Annotated in this window: 15 protein-coding genes; 9 read left to right on the forward strand and 6 right to left on the reverse strand. The window is 72.2% G+C overall.

Annotated elements, in window-relative coordinates:
* The first annotated feature begins 181 nt into the window (after positions 1–181).
* Together IEZ31_RS16220 and IEZ31_RS16225 are read left to right on the forward strand one after the other, a co-directional pair.
* On the forward strand, positions 182–2,239 hold the full coding sequence (locus IEZ31_RS16220) for a DNA gyrase/topoisomerase IV subunit B (RefSeq protein WP_229835185.1): 2,058 nt from the start codon (positions 182–184) through the stop codon (positions 2,237–2,239).
* Between the two features lie 23 nt (positions 2,240–2,262).
* Entirely contained in the window at positions 2,263–4,743 is a 2,481-nt protein-coding gene (locus tag IEZ31_RS16225; protein ID WP_190250692.1) for a DNA gyrase/topoisomerase IV subunit A, read from the forward strand.
* 209 nt (positions 4,744–4,952) lie between these two features.
* On the opposite strand, the gene IEZ31_RS16230 is transcribed toward IEZ31_RS16225, so the two are convergent.
* Together IEZ31_RS16230 and IEZ31_RS16235 are read right to left on the reverse strand one after the other, a co-directional pair.
* Complete coding sequence (locus tag IEZ31_RS16230; protein ID WP_190250693.1) at positions 4,953–6,140, reverse strand: GAF domain-containing sensor histidine kinase; 1,188 nt, start codon at positions 6,138–6,140, stop codon at positions 4,953–4,955.
* An 85-nt stretch (positions 6,141–6,225) separates the two neighbouring features.
* Complete coding sequence (locus IEZ31_RS16235; RefSeq protein ID WP_190250694.1) at positions 6,226–7,866, reverse strand: hypothetical protein; 1,641 nt, start codon at positions 7,864–7,866, stop codon at positions 6,226–6,228.
* 199 nt (positions 7,867–8,065) lie between these two features.
* On the opposite strand from IEZ31_RS16235, the gene IEZ31_RS16240 reads away from it, so the two are divergent.
* Genes IEZ31_RS16240 through IEZ31_RS16255 form a run of 4 tightly spaced genes read left to right on the forward strand, consistent with a single transcriptional unit; the run spans position 8,066 to position 14,154 of the window.
* Positions 8,066–8,791 (forward strand): TetR/AcrR family transcriptional regulator, encoded by a 726-nt coding sequence (locus IEZ31_RS16240; protein ID WP_190250845.1) that lies wholly within the window; start codon positions 8,066–8,068, stop codon positions 8,789–8,791.
* Between the two features lie 2 nt (positions 8,792–8,793).
* Positions 8,794–10,530 (forward strand): ABC transporter ATP-binding protein, encoded by a 1,737-nt coding sequence (locus IEZ31_RS16245; protein ID WP_190250695.1) that lies wholly within the window; start codon positions 8,794–8,796, stop codon positions 10,528–10,530.
* Positions 10,527–12,488, forward strand: coding sequence for an ABC transporter ATP-binding protein (locus IEZ31_RS16250; protein ID WP_190250696.1), 1,962 nt, complete (start codon positions 10,527–10,529; stop codon positions 12,486–12,488). The genes IEZ31_RS16245 and IEZ31_RS16250 overlap by 4 nt, the downstream gene beginning before the upstream one ends.
* A 49-nt stretch (positions 12,489–12,537) precedes the next feature.
* A complete protein-coding gene (locus IEZ31_RS16255; RefSeq protein ID WP_190250697.1) occupies positions 12,538–14,154 on the forward strand; it encodes a hypothetical protein in 1,617 nt (538 codons plus the stop codon).
* Between the two features lie 113 nt (positions 14,155–14,267).
* Here IEZ31_RS16255 and IEZ31_RS16260 read toward each other — a convergent pair whose 3' ends face one another.
* From IEZ31_RS16260 to IEZ31_RS16270, 3 genes are read right to left on the reverse strand one after another with little or no spacing between them, the layout of a single operon-like run.
* A complete protein-coding gene (locus tag IEZ31_RS16260) occupies positions 14,268–14,804 on the reverse strand; it encodes a hypothetical protein (protein ID WP_190250698.1) in 537 nt (178 codons plus the stop codon).
* Between the two features lie 17 nt (positions 14,805–14,821).
* The gene (locus tag IEZ31_RS16265) at positions 14,822–15,658 is read right to left on the reverse strand and encodes an AAA family ATPase (RefSeq protein ID WP_190250699.1); all 837 of its coding nucleotides are present in this window, start codon (positions 15,656–15,658) and stop codon (positions 14,822–14,824) included.
* Positions 15,655–16,086, reverse strand: coding sequence for a hypothetical protein (locus tag IEZ31_RS16270; protein WP_190250700.1), 432 nt, complete (start codon positions 16,084–16,086; stop codon positions 15,655–15,657). The genes IEZ31_RS16265 and IEZ31_RS16270 overlap by 4 nt, the downstream gene beginning before the upstream one ends.
* Before the next feature lie 121 nt (positions 16,087–16,207).
* Here IEZ31_RS16270 and IEZ31_RS16275 point away from each other — a divergent pair, with 121 nt between their 5' ends.
* Positions 16,208–16,504 (forward strand): hypothetical protein, encoded by a 297-nt coding sequence (locus IEZ31_RS16275; protein WP_190250701.1) that lies wholly within the window; start codon positions 16,208–16,210, stop codon positions 16,502–16,504.
* Here the strand turns inward: IEZ31_RS16275 and erm are convergent.
* Positions 16,470–17,255 (reverse strand): 23S ribosomal RNA methyltransferase Erm, encoded by a 786-nt coding sequence (gene erm / locus IEZ31_RS16280; RefSeq protein ID WP_190250702.1) that lies wholly within the window; start codon positions 17,253–17,255, stop codon positions 16,470–16,472. The genes IEZ31_RS16275 and erm overlap by 35 nt on opposite strands.
* A 264-nt stretch (positions 17,256–17,519) precedes the next feature.
* On the opposite strand from erm, the gene IEZ31_RS16285 reads away from it, so the two are divergent.
* The gene (locus IEZ31_RS16285) at positions 17,520–18,242 is read left to right on the forward strand and encodes an SDR family oxidoreductase (protein WP_190250703.1); all 723 of its coding nucleotides are present in this window, start codon (positions 17,520–17,522) and stop codon (positions 18,240–18,242) included.
* Positions 18,243–18,308: 66 nt separating this feature from the next.
* Entirely contained in the window at positions 18,309–20,144 is a 1,836-nt protein-coding gene (locus tag IEZ31_RS16290; protein ID WP_190250704.1) for a glycosyltransferase family 39 protein, read from the forward strand.
* The last annotated feature ends 10 nt before the right edge of the window (positions 20,145–20,154 follow it).

Below are 20,154 nucleotides of genomic sequence, written 5' to 3' on the forward strand. Positions count from 1 at the left end.
GGCGTACATTTCCGGACGGTGTTCCGGCCGTAGTGACGTCGTCGCGGCGGTTCGTGGCGGCGGGGTGGCGTTCGGGAAGCGGGCGCGGCGGGCACCACATCGGGCGAGGGTCCCACGGAATTGTCGGTGGGTCCCGCTACGCTCGCGGCAGCACAGCGTCCAGACATGGGAGAGCATCGAGTTGACCGCACAACCCGAGACCTTGTACGGGGCAGACGACCTCACGCTCCTCGAGGGGCTCGACGCCGTCCGCAAGCGCCCGGGCATGTACATCGGCTCGACCGACAGCCGGGGCGTCGCCCACCTGTTCACCGAGATCGTCGACAACTGCACCGACGAGGGCATCGCCGGGCACGCCACCAGGGTCGAGGTGACGCTGCACGCCGACGGCTCGGTCCAGGTGGACGACGACGGCCGCGGCATCCCGACCGACGTGCACGCCAAGTCCGGGATGTCCGGCGTCGAGCTGGTGCTGACCCGGCTGCACGCCGGCGGCAAGTTCGGCGGCTCCGGCTACAAGACCTCCGGCGGCCTGCACGGTGTCGGCGCGTCCGCGGTCAACGCGCTGTCCACGCGCTACGACGTCACCGTCCGGCGCGACGGCAAGATCCACCACATGTCGTTCCAGCACGGCGTGCCGGGCGAGTTCGACGGCCAGGGCGCCAACGCGAAGTTCAGCCGCCACGGCGGGCTGACGGTGCAGGGCCGGATGAAGCGCGGCTCGTCCACCGGCACCTCGACCCGTTACTGGCACGACCCGCGCTACTTCGAGACCGGGGCGGCGCTGGACACCGAGGTCGTGCGGGCCAAGCTGCGCAACACGGCGTTCCTCGTGCCCGGCGTGACCTATGTGCTGAAGGACGCCACCCAGGGCGCGATCACGACCGAGACGTTCCACTACCCCCACGGCCTGTCCGACATGGTGGAGTTCCTGGCCCCGAGCGGCGACAAGCCGGTCTGCGGCACGCTGCTCATCAACGGCGAGGGGCAGTACAAGGAGAACGCCGCCGACGAGAACGGCGTGATGAAGGCCAACGTCGAGCGGCGGGCCGAGGTCGAGATCGCCCTGCGCTGGGGCACCGGCTACGAGCGCGTCGTCGAGTGCTTCACCAACACGATCCGCAACATGCACGGCGGCACGCACCGGCGCGGCTTCGAGCGTGGCGCGCTGCGGGCCCTCGCCGACGCGATCCGCAACACGCGCGGCCTGCTGCGGCCCAAGGAGGACCTGCCGACGATCGAGGACGTGCTGGAGGGCATGACCGCGGTCATCCACGTGCGCATCCCCGAGCCGCAGTTCACCTCCCAGACCAAGGACGAGCTGTCCACCGCCCCGGTGACGCGGGTCGTGCAGCAGGTCGTCGAGCAGCACCTCAAGGCCTGGGTCGAGGCCCGCAAGACCAAGGTCGAGGCCCGCACGGTCCTGCAGAAGATCGTCGACGCGGCCCGGGTGCGGCTCACCCAGAAGCAGCAGAAGGACGCGGCCCGGCGCAAGACGGCCCTGGAGGGCGCGTCGATGCCGGCGAAGCTGGTCGACTGCCGCTCCACCGGCGTCAAGCGCAGCGAGCTGTTCATCGTCGAGGGCGACAGCGCGCTCGGCACGGCCCGCATGGCCCGCTCCTCGGAGTATCAGGCGCTGCTGCCGATCCGCGGCAAGATCCTCAACGTGCAGAAGGCCAACATCCAGCAGGTCCTCGACAACGCCGAGTGCTCGGCGATCGTCCAGGTCCTCGGGGCCGGCTCGGGCCGCACGTTCGACCTCGAGGCGATGCGCTACGGGCGGATTCTGATCATGGCCGACGCCGACGTCGACGGCTCGCACATCCGCACGCTGCTCATCACGCTCTTCGCGAAGTACATGCGCCCGGTCATCGCCGACGGCCGGCTCTACGCCGCCGTCCCGCCGCTGCACAAGATCGTCACCAAGGGGCGCAACTCCGAGACGATCTACACGTACACCCAGGCCGAGATGTCGAGCACCGTGACCAAGCTGGAGAAGTCCGGCAAACAGGTCGTGACGCCGATCCCCCGGTTCAAGGGTCTGGGCGAGATGGACGCCGACGAGCTGTGGGACACCACGATGAACCCGGCGACCCGCGCCGTGCGCCGCATCACGCTCGACGACGCCGAGGCCGCCGAGGAGGTGCTCGAGCTGCTCATGGGTGAGCGGGTCGAGCCCCGGCGCAACTGGCTCATCGACTCCGCCGCCCGGGTCGACCAAGACACCATCGACGCCTGAGCCCGGAAGGTCACCAACCCCAGATGGCACGCAAGACCACCAAGGCCGTCAAGGCCGACCTGTCCGCTTTCGATCAGGCCGGCGCGCGGGTCCTGAACAACCCGCTCGTCACCGAGGTCGAGGACTCGTACCTCGAGTACGCGTACTCGGTCATCCACTCGCGGGCCCTGCCCGACGCGCGCGACGGCCTCAAGCCGGTGCACCGCCGCATCCTCTTCTCGATGAGCGAGCAGGGCCACCGCCCCGACCGCGGCCACGTCAAGTCGTCCCGCGTCGTCGGTGACGTCATGGGTAAGTACCACCCGCACGGCGACGCCGCGATCTACGACGCGATGGTCCGCATGGCGCAGGACTTCTCGCTCAACGTCCCGCTCATCGACGGCCACGGCAACTTCGGCTCACCCGACGACGGGCCGGCCGCCTCGCGGTATACCGAGGCCCGCATGTCGCGCGAGGCGATGCTGCTCGTCGGCGAGCTCGACGAGGGCACCGTCGACTTCCGGCCCAACTACGACGGCTCCCTCGACGAGCCGTCGGTGCTCCCGGCCGCGTTCCCCAACCTGCTGGTCAACGGCTCGTCCGGCATCGCCGTCGGGATGGCGACGAACATGATCCCGCACAACCTCGGCGAGGTCGTCGCCGCGGCCCGCTGGCTGATCAACCACCCCACGGCGACCCTCGACAAGCTCATGGAGTTCGTCCCCGGCCCCGACCTGCCCACCGGCGGGCTGCTGCTCGGGCTCGACGAGGTCCGCCGGGCCTACGAGACCGGCCGCGGCGTGGTCCGGATGCGCGGCCGCGTCGAGATCGGCCCGCTGGAGGGAAGCCGGGGCCGGCAGGCGATCACCGTCACCGAGCTGCCCTACGGCATCGGCGCCGAGAAGGTCATCGAGAAGATCACCGACGAGGTGAACAAGACCAAGCGGCTGCAGGGCATCGCCGACGTCAAGGACCTCACCGACCGGGAGAACGGCACGCGCCTGGTCATCGAGTGCAAGGTCGGCGTCAACCCGCAGGCGCTGCTCGCCGACCTCTACCGGCTGACGCCGCTGGAGCAGTCGTTCGGCGTCAACAACCTGGTCCTGGTCGACGGGCAGCCGCGCACCCTGGGCCTGAAGCCGCTGCTGGAGGTGTTCCTCGCCCACCGCTACGAGGTGGTGACGCGGCGCACCGAGTTCCGGCGCAAGAAGCGGCAGGACCGGCTGCACCTCGTCGACGGCCTGCTGATCGCCCTGCTCGACATCGACAGGGTGGTCGCGCTGATCCGCGCCAGCGAGAACGCGGCGGCCGCGAAGGCCGGGCTGATGAGCGAGTTCGGGCTGACCGACATCCAGGCCACCTACATCCTGGACACGCCGTTGCGGCGGCTCACCCGGTACGACCGGATCGAGCTGGAGGCCGAGCAGCAGCGGCTCAACGAGGAGATCGCCGCCCTGAGCCAGATCCTCGACGACGAGAAGGTGCTCAAGAAGGTCGTCTCCGACGAGCTCGCCGCGGTCGTCAAGGAGCACGGCCAGCCGCGCCGCACGACCCTGATCGACGGTGACCTCAAAGAGGTCCTGGCCGCGTCGGTGCCGGCCGGCCCGCTCGAGGTCAGCGACGACCCGTGCCAGGTGCTGCTGTCGGCGACCGGGCTCGTCGCGCGCACCGCCGCCGAGTCGGAGGAGGCGCCGGAGGGCAGCCGCAAGGCCGGCCGCGACAAGCACGACGCGGTGCGGGCCGTCGTCCACACCACCGCCCGCGGCCAGGTCCTGCTGGTCACCAGCACCGGCCGGGCGTTCAAGGTCGACGTCCTGCCGCTGCCGGTGCTGCCCGAGCATCCGGGCACGGTCTCGCTGCGCGGCGGCATGTCGGCCTCCGAGCTGATCCCGCTGCAGGCGGGCGAGACGGTGGTCGGCCTGGCCCCGCTCACGCCGGGCGAGTCCCCCGGCCTGGCGCTGGGCACCCGCCTGGGCGTGGTGAAGATCTGCGCGCCCGAGTGGCCGGTGCGCGCCGACGAGTTCGAGGTCATCGGCCTGCGCGAGGGCGACGAGGTGGTCGGCGCGACCTGGCTCACCGACGGCGCCGAGACGCTGACGTTCGTGAGCACCGACGCGTCCCTCCTGCGCTTCCCGGCCTCGCTGGTCCGCCCGCAGGGCCTCAAGGGCGGCGGCATGGCGGGCATCGCCCTGACCGACGGCGCACAGGTCCTGTTCTTCGGCGCGGTCACCACCACGGACACCGAGCACGGCGAGCCGATGGTCGTCACGGCCACGATGGGCAACGCGAAGCTCTCCCCCTTCCGCCTGTATCCGGCGAAGGGCCGCGCTACGGGCGGCGTCCGCGCCCAACGCTTCCTGAAGGGCGAGACGCGCCTGGTCCTGGCGTGGGTCGGCCCGCGCCCGGTGGCCGCGAGCACGAAGGGCGACCCGCGCGACCTGCCGGCGGCGGACGCCCGCCGCGACGGCTCGGGCGCGCAGCTGCGGGCCCCGGACCTGGTCGGCCACCTGGTCGAGCGCGGCTGACCGGGTCTGTCGGGGTCGCGGCCGAGGGTGGCGCGGCCGTGACTTGGCCGTCGCCTGCGCCGTGCCTGCGCCGCGCCGTGCCTGGGCCGCGCGATGTGGGGTGGGCCTCGGCCGAGCCGAGGCCGCCGGGCTTGTCTGCGGCGGGGCCGCTCGGTCGGCCGGCTCGGGATCATGGTTGTGGGCCCGGCGGGGCGTCGGGCCGCTCGGTGTCAGGACACGGTCAGGCGGGCGATCGTCCCGGACGGCGACGACGTCAGCGTGATGCGGCCGCCGTGGGCCGCCGCTGCCTGCTGGGCGATGTGGAGGCCGAGGCCGACGCCCGGTACGGCCTGCCGGCGGGCGTGGCGGCCGCGGAAGAAGCGCTGGAAGACGTACGGGAGCTCGTCGGGGGGTACGCCGACGCCCGTGTCCGCGACCTCGATCGCCGCGACCAGGTCCACCGTCGTGCGCACCGCGACGCGGCCACCCGCCGGGGTGAACAGGACCGCGTTGCGGATCAGCTGCAGCGCGGCCTGGGTGAGGCGGGCGACGTCGGCGTGCACGACGACCGGCTGCAGCGGCGCCTCGACGACCAGTTCGACACCCCGCTGCTCGGCCGTCGTGCGGGCGGCCTGGGCGGCCGCGGTCGTGACGAGGTGCAGCTCGGCGGGGACGCGCTGCAGGCTGAGCGGGGCGTCGGCCGGGCGGGTGCCGTCGAGCAGGTGCTCGACCATGCCGACGAGCCGCTCGCCGTTGCGGTGGATCGGCTCCACCAGGCGGCTCAGGTCGGACAGGCGGTCGTCGTCGGCGAGCAGCTCGAGGTACCCGCGGATGTTCGTCACCGGCGTGCGCAGCTCATGCGACACCGTGGCGATGAGGTCCTCCTCGCGCTGGGTGGCGCGGGCCAGTTCGTCGCCGAGCTCGGCGAGCAGCAGGCGGCCGCGCAGCAGCGAGAGCTGGGCGACGGCCTGGCGGGCGAACGTGTCGAGGGCCTCCCGGCGGCGGTCGCTGACGTCGCCGGGGCGGTCGTCGAGGACGCAGAAGGCGCCGAGGGCGTGGCCGTCGTCGTCGATGAGCGGTGAGCCGTCGTACAGGCGGATGTGCGGGGCGCCGGTGACGTTGGCCCAGGCGCGGAAGCGGTCGTCGGACCGCGCGTCGGGCACGGCGAGCGGCGCGCGGGTCGGTACCGTCCGCGCGCAGAACGAGATCTCGCGGGGCGTGTCGCCGTCGGGCATGCCGGCGTTGCCGGCCAGCCACTGGCGGTCCCGGTCGATGAGCGACACCGAGGCCATGGGGGTGTCGAAGATGCGGGCGGCGAGCCGCGCCAGCTCGTCGAGCGCCGGCGGCCGCGGTCCGTCCAGCACCCGGTAGCTGTGCAGGGCGGCCAGCCTGGCTGCCTCCTCGGCTCCGCTCGTCATCGTGTCCCCTCCTCGATCGCCAGCCCAGGTTGGCCCCGCCGGGGAGCGGGGCCGCGGGCCGGGACGGTGCGAGTCGGGTGCGCGCTCAGCCGGTCCGGGCGGGCAGCGCGGCGCCGTCCGGGGCCCCCTCAGCGCCGTCCGGCGAGGCGTCGAGGCGGCGGCCCGCGTACCAGAACCCGGCGAGGGTGGCGGCGCCGCCCAGCAGGGCGAACGGCACATATGACCAGTGCAGGTTGTGTCTCCACCAGACCAGGAGGAACCAGACGACCACGGTGTAGGCGACCTGGAGCAGCGCGAGCGGCACGAGGACGCGCCGCGGCAGGACGGTGAGGATCGTGCCGAGGACGGCGTAGAGCATGGCCATCATCGCGTACGACCCCTGGAAGGTCGCCGCGGTGGTGCCGATGCCGCCGGGGCCGTACAGCGCGATCGGCCAGACGACCAGCGTGATCGCGGAGATGACGGCCATGAGCTTGAGCCTGGACACGTCGGCGATCCCGGCCAGCCGGCGCCGGAGCATCGGCACCAGGAGCAGCACGAAGGCCAGGTTGAACAGGGCGAGGCCGTAGAGGACGACGAACATCTCGGCCGAGCGCAGCTCCGCCGGCGCGCCCCGGCCGGCCAGTTCGCCGCCGCCGTACCCGTGACCGATCAGGTAGGCGAAATTGTAGATCTTGAAGTCGACGATCTGCCCGAGCGTCAGCCCGCCGTACGACTGCTCGAACAGCTCGCCGAACGACGGGTCGGCCGGCGTCGGGCTGGGCTGCCAGATGCCCGCGAAGTGCCACTTCAGCAGCTGGTCGCCCGGCGGGTCGAACAGCCGCTGGTAGGCCATCCAGGGCAGGAACACCGCGGCGGCGCCGAGCGCGGCACGCAGGATGTGGCCCCACGACCGGCGGTAGCGCTTGAGCAGCACCAGCAGCAGGCCCATCGGCAGCAGCGTGAAGGCCACCCCGGTGTGCCCGAGCATCCCCAGGCCCGCGGCGGCCCCGCCGAGCAGCCACAGCCACGGGTTGGGCCGGTTGAAGAACAGCAGCATGAGGGCGGTGAGCACGAGGGCGGCGGCGATGAGCTTCGGCCAGACGAAGACGCTCTGGAACACGAAGAAGCCGGTGAACACGAACATCGTGAGCACGACCGCGATGCGCCATCCGGACAGGCGCAGGAACCGCAGCACGCCCCACATCGCCGGGAGCACCATGACCTGCAGCAGCACGCCGAGGCTCTCGTAGCTCAGCCGGCGCCAGTCGCCGGCGCCGGCGAGGGGCAGCTGCATGAGCACGGCGCCGGACTGCAGCGGCGGGCGGGCGCTGCCCTGCCAGTCCCAGATGATCGCGCGGGGCTGCCGGTTCAGCAGGTTGTGGGCGAAGATCTGCGGCACCCGGTTGTCGCCGGTGAGGCCACTGAGGTGGCAGGCGTTGTTGAGGCTGGTCATCACCGGGTTCTTGGTGCAGCTGAACACGGCCGTGACCAGGAACAGCGTCACGACGAACAGCAGGATCAGCGGCGCGGCCACGTCGACGGCACGCATGATCGCCCGGTAGCCGGGGCGGCGGGCCAGCACGACGATCGCGGCCAGGGCCCCGGCGGCGGTCAGCCAGCTGTAGACCCGCCCGGCGATCGGGTGGGCCAGGTACACCCAGACCGCGAGGTAGCCGGCCGCGCAGCCCGCCACGCCGGCCACGGGGACCACCAGGTACCGCGGTATCAGCTCGCGGCGAGCCACCTCCGCACCGAGGAGGAGCCCCGGCGCCAGCAACCACAGTGCCTGGACAAGCAGCAGAAATGGCGCGTATAACCCGTTTGGCACGGTATGCGCTCCCCAAGATCAGAACCGTCCCGGACAGGGTAAGCCAGCGCGGCACTTCGCCCACGGTGAAATTCGGTTGTCCGAGTGAGTGCTCGCTCATTACGCTGTCGCGGTGATGCAGACCGAACGCCGGCGGCGCGTGCCCGCGCTCGCGCCCGAGGACCGGCGGGCCGCCCTCGTGGCGGCCACGCTGCCGCTGCTCAGGGCACACGGCGCCGCCGTCACCACGCGGCAGATCGCCGAGGCCGCCGGGGTGGCCGAGGGCACCATCTTCGGGGTCTTCCCCGACAAGGCCTCACTCATCGTCGCCGCGCTCGCCAGCGCGTTCGACGAGCATCCGATCGTCAGGGCGCTGTCCGCCATCGACCCCGAGGCCCCGCTGCGGCGGCGGCTCGGCGACGCCGTGGCCGTCCTGCTGCGCCGCTTCGAGGCCAACGCCAACCTCATGATGGTGGCCCGGACCCTGCCGCCGGACACCGCGCAACCCCTCATGGAGCACCTCGTCGAGAGCCGCAAGCGGCTCACCGACGCGCTCGCCGCCGTCATCGAGCCGGACCGCGCGCTGCTGCGGCGCAGCCCGCGGACCGTCGCCCGACTGCTGTTCATCGTCGTGATGACGACCGCCCACATGGAAGCCACCGAGCCCGAGGCACTCGCGCCCGACGACATCGTCGGCGTGCTGCTCGACGGGCTGCTCATCCGCGAGACCGAAAGCGACACCGAAAGCAACACCGAAAGCAACACCGGAAGCGACACCGGAAGCCGAACCGGAAGCCGAACCGGGAGCCGAACCGGAAGCGAACCCGGAAGCCAGACCGGAAGCCCGACTGGAGACGCCTGACGATGCTGGTGCGACTGCTCAAGACCCATCTGCGGCCCTACCGCGGGCCGATCACCCTGGTCGTGGTACTGCAGCTGGTGCAGACCCTGGCCACGCTGTACCTGCCGACCCTCAACGCCGACATCATCGACAACGGCGTCGTGAAGGGCGACACGGGGTACATCTTCCGCATCGGCGGATGGATGCTCGGCGTCACGCTCGTGCAGATCGTCTGCTCGGCCGCGGCGGTGTACTTCGGCGCCCGGACCGCGATGGCGCTCGGCCGCGACGTGCGCGCCGCGATCTTCGCCAAGGTCCAGTCGCTGTCCGCGCGGGAGGTCGGGCACTTCGGCGCGCCGTCGCTCATCACGCGCACGACGAACGACATCCAGCAGGTCCAGATGCTGGTCCTGATGACGTTCACGCTCATGGTGTCGGCGCCGATCATGTGCTTCGGCGGCGTCGTGCTCGCGCTGCACCAGGACGTGCCGCTCTCGACGCTGCTGCTGGTCGTGGCCCCGATCCTCATCGGCGTCATCGCGATCATCGTGGTGCGGATGCGGCCGCTGTTCCGCACCATGCAGGAGCGCATCGACCTGATCAACCGGGTGATCCGCGAGCAGATCACGGGCATCCGGGTGATCCGCGCGTTCGTGCGCGACGAGCACGAGCGGGTCCGCTTCGAGCGGACCAACGGCGACCTGCGCGACGTGTCGCTCGCCGTGGGCCGGCTGATGTCGCTGATGTTCCCGACGGTGATGCTCATCGTCAACGCCTCCAGCATCCTCGTGCTCTGGTTCGGCGCGCACCGCATCGACAGCGGCGACATGCAGGTCGGGGCGCTGACGGCGTTCCTCAGCTACCTGATGCAGATCCTCATGGCGGTGATGATGGCGACGTTCATGTTCGTCATGATCCCGCGCGCCGAGGTGTGCGCCGAGCGCATCGAGGAGGTGCTGGGCACCGAGTCCAGCGTCAGCAGGCCCGAAACGCCGGTCACGCAACTGGAACAACACGGCGAGCTGGAGCTGCGCGACGTCACGTTCGCGTACCCGGGCGCCGAGGTGCCGGTGCTGGCCGGCATCACCGTGACAGCGCACCCGGGGCAGACGACGGCGATCATCGGCAGTACCGGCGCGGGCAAGACGACGCTGCTCAACCTCGTGCCGCGGCTGTTCGACGCCACCGGCGGCACGGTGCTCGTCGACGGCGTCGACGTGCGGCGCATCGACGAGCCGCTGCTGGCCAGGACGGTGAGCATGGTGCCGCAGAAGCCGTACCTGTTCTCGGGCACGGTGGCGTCGAACCTGCGGTACGGGCGGCCGGATGCGACCGACGCCGAGCTGTGGCGCGCCCTGGAGGTGGCCCAGGCGGCCGGCTTCGTGCGGGCCATGCCCGGCGAGCTGGAGGCGCCGATCGCGCAGGGCGGCACGAACGTCTCCGGCGGGCAGCGCCAGCGCCTGGCGATCGCCCGCACGCTCGTCGCCCGCCCGGAGATCTACCTGTTCGACGACTCGTTCTCGGCGCTGGACTACGCCACCGACGCGGCCCTGCGGGAGGCGCTGCGCACCGAGATCGCCGACGCGACGGTCGTCATCGTCGCGCAGCGGGTCAGCACGATCCGCGACGCCGACCGGATCGTGGTCCTCGACGAGGGCCGGGTCGTCGGCACCGGAACCCACCACGAACTCATGGACGACAACGCCACCTACCGCGAAATCGTCCTTTCCCAGCTCACGGAGCAGGAGGCGGCGGCATGACGGCACCGAGGCGGCCGGCGGGCGGCGGTCCCGGGTTCGGCCCGGGCCGGGCGATGATGGGCGGCGGCCCGCCCGTCAAGCTGGAGGACTTCAAGGGCTCGGCGAAGCGGCTGCTGGGCATGCTGGCGCCCGACCGGGCACTGGTCTGGCTGGTCATGCTGTTCGGCGTGGTGAGCGTCGGGCTGTCGGTGACCGGCCCGTGGCTGCTCGGCAAGGCGACCGACGTGATCTTCGCCGGCATCGTCGGGCAGCGGATCCCGGCCGGCACCACCAAGGAGCAGGCCGTCGAGCAGCTGCGCCGGCAGGGCAACGACACGTTCGCCGACCTGCTGCAGTCGGTGAAGGACGTGGTGCCCGGCCGGGGCATCGACTTCGACCACCTGCGGCGGGTGCTGTTCATGGTGGCGCTGGTCTACATCGGGGCCTGGATCTTCGGCCTGCTGCAGGCGCGGCTGACCACGGTCATCGTGCAGCGCACGGTGTACCGCCTGCGCGAGCAGGTGTCGGCGAAGCTGTCCCGGCTGCCGCTGTCCTACTTCGACGGCCAGCCCCGCGGCGAGGTGCTGAGCCGGGCGACGAACGACACCGACAACATCGCGATGACGCTGCAGCAGTCGCTCAGCATGCTCATGACGTCGCTGCTCACCATCGTCGGCGTGCTCGTCGTGATGTTCTGGATCTCGCCGCTGCTGGCGGTGATCGCGCTGGTCACGGTGCCGGTGTCGGTGCTGGTCGCGGCCCGCATCGGCAAGCGGTCGCAGCCGCAGTTCGTGCAGCAGTGGGCGAGCACCGGCAAGCTCAACGGCCACATCGAGGAGATGTTCACCGGCCACTCGGTGGTGAAGATCTTCGGGCGGCAGCAGGAGTCGGCGAGCACGTTCGCCGAGCACAACGAGTCGCTCTACACGGCGTCGTTCAAGGCGCAGTTCATCTCCGGCCTCATCCAGCCGGCGATGATGTTCATCGGCAACCTCAACTACGTGCTGGTCGCGGTCGTCGGCGCGCTGCGGGTCGCCTCCGGCACGATGTCGCTGGGCGACGTGCAGGCGTTCATCCAGTACTCCAGGCAGTTCTCCCAGCCGCTCACCCAGGTCGCCAGCATGGCCAACCTGGTGCAGTCGGGCGTCGCCTCGGCCGAGCGGGTGTTCCAGTTGCTCGACGCCGAGGAGCAGAGCCCGGACCCGGCGTCGCCGGCGCGGCCGGACCGGGTGCTGGGCAAGGTGACCTTCGAGCACGTCTCCTTCCGGTACAAGAGCGACGAACCGCTCATCGAGGACCTGACGCTGACCGTCGAGCCCGGCCAGACCGTCGCCATCGTCGGACCCACCGGCGCGGGCAAGACGACGCTCGTGAACCTCGTCATGCGCTTCTACGACCTCTCCGGCGGCCGGATCCTGCTCGACGACGTCGACATCGCCACGATGTCGCGCGACGACCTGCGCGAACAGATCGGCATGGTGCTCCAGGACACCTGGTTGTTCCAGGGCACGATCGCGGAGAACCTGGCGTACGGCGCCGACCACCCGACGATGGAGAAGATCGTCGCGGCGGCCGAGGCGGCGCACGCGGACCGGTTCGTGCGCACCCTTCCCGAGGGGTACGAGACGGTGATCGACGAGGAGGGCGCGGGGGTGAGCGCGGGTGAGAAGCAGCTCATCACCATCGCCCGGGCGTTCCTCGCCGAGCCGACGATCCTCATCCTCGACGAGGCGACGAGCTCCGTCGACACCCGGACCGAGGTGCTCATCCAGCGCGCGATGAGCACGCTGCGGGCGGGCCGGACGAGCTTCGTCATCGCGCACCGGCTCTCCACGATCCGCGACGCCGACCTCATCCTGGTGATGGAGCACGGCAGCATCGTCGAGCAGGGCACGCACGACTCGCTGCTCGCGGCGGACGGCGCGTACGCGCGCCTCTATTCCGCTCAATTCGCCGCAGCTGCTGTCGAAGTGGAGTAAGTGGACTAAAACCGGTGTCAGCACGGCGCGCGCGGGTATGTCGCGCGCCGTGCTGACCAATCTCGCCCACCTGGACGCGATGCGGGTTCGCCTGACCCCGCCGCTCCAGCCGGGGCACACGACGTTCCGCCTCGCGGAGGAGCCCTCCGTCGAGGTGGTGTGGACCTACGCCGAACGCCTGCCGGACGGTGCGTACCTGCCCTGCGGTGGCGGCCCCCTGGTGGGGCCGGACCGTTACGCGCAGGGGGCGTTCAACGCGGACGACATCGCCCGCGCCGCGGTGGTGTACCTGCGGCACTGGCGCTCGACCGGCGCCGGGACGTCCCGTTCGGCGGCCCGGCAGCTGCTGCGCGGCCTGTGCTTCCTGCAGACGGTCACCGACTCCCTCGACGACCCGCGCACCGGCAACGTGGTGCTGTGGCAGCAGCCGGACGGGATCCTCAACCCGAGCGGCGAGCCGCCGGAGCCGCCGGACCCGTCCGACAGCGCCGAGTCGGCCTGGCTGGCCCGCACGATCTGGGCGCTCGGCGAGGGCTACGCCGCGTTCCGCGACGACACGCCGGACTTCGCGCGGTTCCTGCAGGCCCGGATCCGGCTCGCGATCGCCGCGTTGCGCCGTCAGGTGGTGCCACGGTACGGGCAGTGGCGGGTGGTCGACGAACATGCGACGCCGGCGTGGCTGATCGCCGACGGCGCCGACCTCACCGGCGAGGCGCTGCTGGGCCTGGCTGCCTACGTGGAGGCGAGCCAGGACGACGACGTGCGCAAGATCCTGGAGCAGTTGGCCGAGGGCGTGACCGCGATGCGGACGGGCACGCCGTGGACCTGGCCGTTCGGGGCGGTGCTGCCCTACGGGCTGTCGCGCACCGTGTGGCACGGCTGGGCCGGGCTGGCGCCCGCCGGGCTGGCCCGCGTCTACGAGGTCGCCGGGGACCTGGCGGCACGGGACGCGGCCCTGGCCGACGCGGCGTCGTTCACCCCGCACCTGCTGGTGGCCGGCGGCCCGGACAACCTGCGCATCGCCCCGCCCGGCGCGACCGAGTCGCTGACCATCGACGGCGTGCAGCTGGCCTACGGCGCCCAGTCGCGGGTGGAGTCGCTGCTGGCCACGGCCCACGCCACCGGCCGGTCGTCGCTGTCGACCCTGGCCGGGATCGCCGGCTCGTGGTTCTTCGGCAACAACCCGGCGGGCGCCCCGATGTACGACCCGGCGACGGGCCGCACCTACGACGGCGTGGACATCCCGGACGAGCCGACGCCGGGCGCGCCGCACCGCGGGGTGATCCACCGCGACGCGGGCGCCGAGTCCACGATCCACGGCCTGCTCGCGATGCTGGCCCTCGACGCCGACCCGCACGCGGCGGCGATCGCGCGGATCGCGACCGGCGAGCCGGAGGCCTGCCGGGAGACCGCCGCGGCCGGCGCCGACCTGCGCTGCCTGGCCCTGAGCGACCCGCTGCGCGGCGCCCAGCTGACGCTGCTGCGCAGCATGGCGACGAGCACCCGGGCGACCGACGTGCTCATGCCGGGCGACGTGCCGGCCACGGTGAGCGTCAACGACCCGTCGGGCGAGGAGCTGGAGCACTACACGACCACGGCCGGCCGCATCCGCGCCCTGGTCCCGGCGGGCGGCTTCACGATCGTCCACACGGCGCCGCCGACCTGACCCGCCGGCGGGGCCACGTGCGGCCCGCACCGTCGAGGAGGACGACCTCGACGGCGCGGGTCCGGGGCTGCGCGCACCGCCGCGAGGTCAGCGCCAAGTTCGGATTGGGTGCGTCACTGCGCTTCACGCAGGTCGATGCCGATCTCCTGGAGATCCTCGATGCGGTAGGACCGGGTAGTCGGCTCCGACCGCCAGGGCGGCACCGCGCCGCCCGCGGTGACGCCGACGTCGGCGCTGCGCTGCCGATACAGTGCCGGGTCCGCGTGGATCTGCGTGGTGAACCGGACCCAGTACCGCGGAACGAGGCCCAGCTCCTGGGCACGCAAGCCGAACCGGTGGCCGATCGCCTTGATCTCCGGCGCCGCACCCTCGGTCCAGCCGGGCAGGTTGCCGCGGACGGTCGGCGAGATGACGACGAGGTCGGTGTGCAGCTTCCAGTCGACCTTGACCTCGGCCTCGAGGATCCGCTTGCCGCCGTCCACGAGGTAGACGCCGACGGCGTCCAGCCAGTGGTTGTCGATGCCCTTCAGGATGTTGTCGTGCTTGTACGACGGCAGGCCCGAGTACAGCAGGAACATGGCGAACTGGTCGTGGACCGCCTCGGTCCTGGTCCGCGTCTCGGAGTAGGTGTAGGTGAATGCGTTCGCCACGGCTTCCCTCCGGACGGTTACGGTTCGAGGTACTGGCGGTGCACAGCGTCGCCGTTGCGGACCAGATCGGCGGCGAGCGCAAGCATGTCGATGCTGTCGGCGGCGGACGCGGCCATGATGTACCGGGCGTAACGCGCCGGGTGACGCACGACCTCCTCGTAGTCGGTGAGGTCGCGCAGCACTGTCGTCGCCATCAGACCCAGCGCCTCGACCTTCAGCTGGGCGAAGAACGCGACGGGCATCCGGTGGTACTGCTCGGCCAACTCCTTGATGGTCTGCTCCGAGGCGATGCCGGCGAACATCGCTCCCAGCACGGCGTGCTTCTCGTCGATCGTCGGGAGCCAGGCCATCGCCTTCATCCGGCCGGGCCGGCGCAGCGGCGCGTAGAGCTTGGTGAAGTCGTTGCCAGTTACGATCACCGGCACCCGCCGGACCGGGCCAATCCGCGGGATGTGGGCCGGGCTGTCGGCCAGGTGCATGAGCTGCGCCAGCAGCTGCTGGTGGTTGATGGTCCCGGTGTGCTTCTCCCACTCGCCGACCGTGGTGTCGATGTCGTTGATCACCATGACGGTCGGCACACCGCGCTCGATGTCCCGGGCGGCGACGACGTACTGCTCCAGCAGCATCTTGCCGGGCTGGCCAGCCCGGTCGCTCTCCAGGTCGGCCGCATTGATCGTGGTCGAGTGCACGCGCAGCTCGGCGAGGACAGCGCGGAGCTGGAACGTCTTCCCCTCCCCCGGCGGTCCGAAGATGCCGAGGATCAGTGGGTGGTCGGGGATATCGGTGAAGCTCAGCGTCAGGTGGCGGGAAACCTCGGACAGGAAGCGCCCGGGGACCGAAGGCTGCTGGGTCACTGTCCGCCGCCTTCGGCCCGCTGCCGCAGCTGCAGGATGTCCCGCTCGACGTCGTCGAAGATCGACGAGTGCGACTCGGCGGGTAGGGCCTGGGCCGGCAGCGCCGGGCCAGGCTGCTCCTGCAGCGTCACGGCGTCGACCTCGGCGTCGAGGCGCATGAGCGCCTGCCCGAGGTTACGCACCTCCCCGGCCGGCTCGAACACCACCGCCGAACTGGTGAGCCGGAGACCGTCCACGCGCTGGACCACCTGCTCGAACAGCACGAAGATCTGGCGCACCTCCAACGCGGTGCGCTGCTGGTCGAGACGCAGCCGCTCGATCTCGGCCATGATGGTGTCCGTCGGCACCTGGTTGGACTGGCTCTCCATCAACCGGGCCGCCACCGCCGAGGCGAGCCCCTGCAGGACCGGGCTGAGGTACTCGATCAACTGCGCTCCTCCATGGCCATTGTCGATCTCCGTCGCACCGTAACAGCGGCCTCACCGGAGTGTGATGGCCGCACGGGTGATGTCTGTGTGCGTTCTATCGAGCCGGTCCGGCCGTTCGGCGGTGCGGTCGGCAGCCCTATGGCGTTCCGGCCGCTGGAGGAAGGGCGGCACCGGCCCGGGACGGGGCACGGCCGACAACGCCGACTCGTTCCTGTACGGCATCAAGGGGCTGTCCGAGGTGGTGACCGACCTCGTCGTGGTGCGCACGTGGGCCGACGGCCCCGACGTGGCCACCTGGTTCGAGCTGCACACCAGGCTGTCCGACCCGTGCCAGACGGTGAACTGGAGCCACGTCGAGGACGGCCGCATCACCCGCGTGCGGGTCACCTTCGACCCGCGCGGCCTGCTCGGCGATTGAGCAGCCGGAAGAGCGACAGCCACTGCTCCGGCCACACCAGCCCGACCGGCGTCGACGGCGACAGCCGCAGCGCCCGGAACGCGCCCCCGACGTCGTAGCGCCGCGACAGCGACGCGGACAGCGATCCCCCGACGCCGGAGAAGCCCAGCTCGACAAAGCGCGCATAGGCCCCTTGAGCGTGCGGCTCGACCAGCGGGACGGGCCGGCGGACGATCCGCAGCAGGCCGCCGTCGACCGCGGGCACCGGACGGAACGCCGAGCGCGGGATCCGGCCGGCCAGGATCCAGTCGTACCGCGGCCAGGTCGCGATCGTCAGCCGCGTCCACCGCCCGTAGTCGCCGGTGCGTTTGCGGGCGTACTCCAGCTGGGTGAGCAGCGTCGCCGCGGTGAGCCGCTCGGCCGCCAGGCACCAGTCGACGACGGCCGACGTGAGCGCGTAGGGGATGTTGCCGACGACGGCGAACGGCCCCGGCGGCGGCTCGGCGGCCAGGAAGTCGGCGGCCCGCACGGTCAGGCCCGGCCTGGCCGGCAGCGCCGCCGCCATCGCCGGGTCGACCTCGTAGGCGATGACGCGGCGGGCGTGGCGGAGCAGCTCGGTGGTGAGGCTCCCCCGCCCGGCGCCGACCTCGACGACGAGGTCGTCGGGCGCCGGCGCGGCGGCGGCCACGACCTGCCGGACCGCGGCGGCGGTGGTGAGGAAGTTCTGCCCGTAGACGCGACGGGCGCGCGTGTGCTGGGTTCGGTGCGCCATGACCTGGGTCCTGTCTGCCGCCGCGGAGGCGGCGAAGCACGGACAGGCGGCATCGCGGCCCGTCCGGTTCCGTCAGAGGACTCGGATGGCCCTGGCGCTGGGATGCTGTCAGTCGGCCAGGGCGCGACGCCGGGTGCGGATGCGCACCGCCGGCGTCCAGGCCGCCGCGACGAGGGCGTGCGTCGTGGTCATCCCGGCACGGTAAAACACGGCGTGGACGGCCCGCACGCGAATTACCGTCGCCGGAGCGGGAAGAGACGCGGCATGACCCTGCAGCACCAGCGCGTCGCCGTGCTCGGCGGCACCTCCGGGATCGGGCTGGCGACCGCGGTCGCGGCCGGCGTGGCGGGAGCGGACGTGGTCGTCGTCGGCCACCGCCCGCAGGGCGTCGAGCGGGCGCTCGTGGTCCTGCCGTCGACCGCCGAGGGTCGCGTCGCCGACCTGGCCGATCCGGAGACGGTCGCGAAGCTGTTCACCGACCTCGGTGAGCTGGATCACCTCGTGTACACGGCCGGGGAGCCGCTCGTGCTGACGCCGCTGGACGAGGTGGAGATCGAGACCGCCCGGCAGCTGTTCATGGTGCGGTACTTCGGGGCGCTGGCGGCCGCGCACTCCGCCCGCCCGCACCTGCGCGACGGCGGGTCGATCACCCTCACCACCGGTACCGCCGGCGAAAAGCCCGGACCCGGCTGGTCGGTGGCGGCGAGCATCTGCGGCGCGATCGACGCCCTGACCCGGGCCCTGGCGGTGGAGCTGGCCCCGCGGATCCGGGTCAACGCCGTGTCGCCGGGCGTGACCCGCAGCCCGCTGTGGTCGGCGCTGCCCGAGCCGCAGCGCAAGGCGCTGTACGAGGAGCAGGCCGCGGCGGCGCCACTGGGCCGCGTGGGTGAGGTCGACGACGTCGCGCGGGCCTACGTGTACAGCATGACCCAGGACTTCGCGACCGGCTCGATCCTGCGCGTGGACGGCGGCGCCGTGCTGGCGTAGGGGTTCACAGCCGGGTCGCAGGTTCCCGGCAACCGGCGCCCAGCCTCGTCGCCGAGAGTCGCTGCCATGACGACGACGCTGACCCGGCCCGCGCCGGCCGCCTCGACCCCGGCCCACGCGGCCCGCCGCCCGCGGTGGGAGCCCTGGGGGCTCGGCGCGCTCCTGCTCGGCACCGCGCTGCTGTACCTCTGGGGCCTGTCCGCCAGCGGCTACGCCAACAGCTTCTACGCCGCCGCCGTGCAGGCCGGCACGCAGAGCTGGAAGGCGCTGCTGTTCGGCTCGCTCGACCCGGGCAACGTCATCACCGTCGACAAGCCGCCCGCCGCGCTGTGGGTGATGGGCCTGTCGGGGCGCATCTTCGGCTTCAACAGCTGGAGCCTGCTCGCCCCGCAGGCCCTCGAAGGGGTGCTCGCCGTCTGGCTGCTGTTCGCGACCGTCCGCCGCCACTTCGGCGCCGCGGCCGGGCTGGTCGCCGGCGCGGCGCTCGCGCTGACCCCGGTGGCCGTGCTCATGTTCCGGTTCGACAACCCGGACGCGCTGCTGACCCTGCTGCTCGTGGCCGGCGCCTACTGCACGACCCGCGCCGTCGAGCGGGCCGGGCCGGTCTGGCTGAGCCTGGCCGCGACGGCGCTCGGCTTCGCGTTCCTGACCAAGATGCTGCAAGGGCTGCTCGTGCTGCCGGGGTTCGCGCTGGCGTACCTCGTGGCCGCGCCGACCGGCCTCGCCCGCCGGCTGCTGCACCTGCTCACGGCGGGGGCCGCGCTGGTGGTGAGCGCCGGCTGGTTCGTGGCGCTGGTCGCGCTGTGGCCCGCCGGGTCCCGCCCCTACATCGGCGGCTCCACGAACGACAGCCTGCTCGAACTGGCCCTGGGGTACAACGGCCTGGGCCGCGTCTTCGGCGGCACCGGCAACCCGGGCGGCGGCGGCTTCAACGGCGGCGGCAACACCGCGTTCGGCGGGGCGACCGGCGTCACCCGGCTGTTCGGCGCCAGCATGGGCGCCGAGATCTCCTGGCTGCTGCCGGCGGCGCTGGTCGCCCTCGTGGCCGGGCTGTGGTTCACCCGCCGGGCGCCGCGCACCGACCGCGGCCGGGCCGCGCTGATCCTGTGGGGCGGCTGGCTGCTCGTCACCGGCCTGACGTTCAGCTACATGTCGGGCATCACGCACCCGTACTACACCGTCGCCCTCGCCCCGGCCGTCGCCGCGCTGGTCGCGATCGGCGGGCGGGAGCTGTGGCGGGCCCGCGCGGCCCTGCCGGCCCGCCTGGCCCTGGCCGCGATGATCTTCGTCACGGCGGCGTGGGACTTCACCCTGCTGGCCGGCACGCCGGACTGGCATCCTTGGCTGCGCTGGACGGTCCTGGTCGTGGGCGGCCTGGCCGCGCTGCTCGTCGCGGCCGTTGAGGTCGCCGGCCGGCTGGCCGTGGTGGGCCTGGTCGCGGCCCTGCTGTCCGGCTTCGCCGGCACGGCGGCGTGGTCCCTGTCGACGGCGTCCCAGCCGCACGCCGGCTCGATCCCCACCTCGGGCCCGTCGTCGGCGGGCGGCTTCGGCCGCGGCGGTTTCCCCGGCGGTGGCGGCATGGGCGGCGAGGGCAGCGCCGACCCCGACCTCGCGGCCCTCCTTTCGGCGACCACGACGAGGTGGGCGGCCGCCGTCTCCGGCGCCACCTCGGCGGCCTCCCTGGAGCTGGCCACCGGCACGTCGGTGATCGCGATCGGCGGCTGGGACGGCAGCGACCCGGCCCCGACCCTCGCCGAGTTCCAGCAGCTGGTCGCCGGGGGCGAGATCGCCTACTACATCGCCGGCGGCCGCGGCGGCGGCAACGAGATCGCCTCCTGGGTGGCCGCCAACTACACGGCAACCACGGTGGGCGCCAGCACGGTCTACGACCTGCGCCCCTGAGCCGCGCCGA

Source organism: Dactylosporangium sucinum (assembly GCF_014647515.1).
Classification (GTDB): domain Bacteria; phylum Actinomycetota; class Actinomycetes; order Mycobacteriales; family Micromonosporaceae; genus Dactylosporangium; species Dactylosporangium sucinum.

Excerpts from the sequence above, each read along its gene's own strand:
- IEZ31_RS16230 (WP_190250693.1), bottom strand. The coding sequence starts at position 6,140 with ATGACGAGCGGAGCCGAGGAGGCAGCCAGGCTGGCCGCCCTGCACAGC.
- IEZ31_RS16250 (WP_190250696.1), top strand. The coding sequence starts at position 10,527 with ATGACGGCACCGAGGCGGCCGGCGGGCGGCGGTCCCGGGTTCGGCCCG.
- IEZ31_RS16290 (WP_190250704.1), top strand. The coding sequence starts at position 18,309 with ATGACGACGACGCTGACCCGGCCCGCGCCGGCCGCCTCGACCCCGGCC.
- IEZ31_RS16240 (WP_190250845.1), top strand. The coding sequence starts at position 8,066 with ATGCAGACCGAACGCCGGCGGCGCGTGCCCGCGCTCGCGCCCGAGGAC.
- IEZ31_RS16225 (WP_190250692.1), top strand. The coding sequence starts at position 2,263 with ATGGCACGCAAGACCACCAAGGCCGTCAAGGCCGACCTGTCCGCTTTC.
- erm (WP_190250702.1), bottom strand. The coding sequence starts at position 17,255 with ATGGCGCACCGAACCCAGCACACGCGCGCCCGTCGCGTCTACGGGCAG.
- IEZ31_RS16245 (WP_190250695.1), top strand. The coding sequence starts at position 8,794 with ATGCTGGTGCGACTGCTCAAGACCCATCTGCGGCCCTACCGCGGGCCG.
- IEZ31_RS16285 (WP_190250703.1), top strand. The coding sequence starts at position 17,520 with ATGACCCTGCAGCACCAGCGCGTCGCCGTGCTCGGCGGCACCTCCGGG.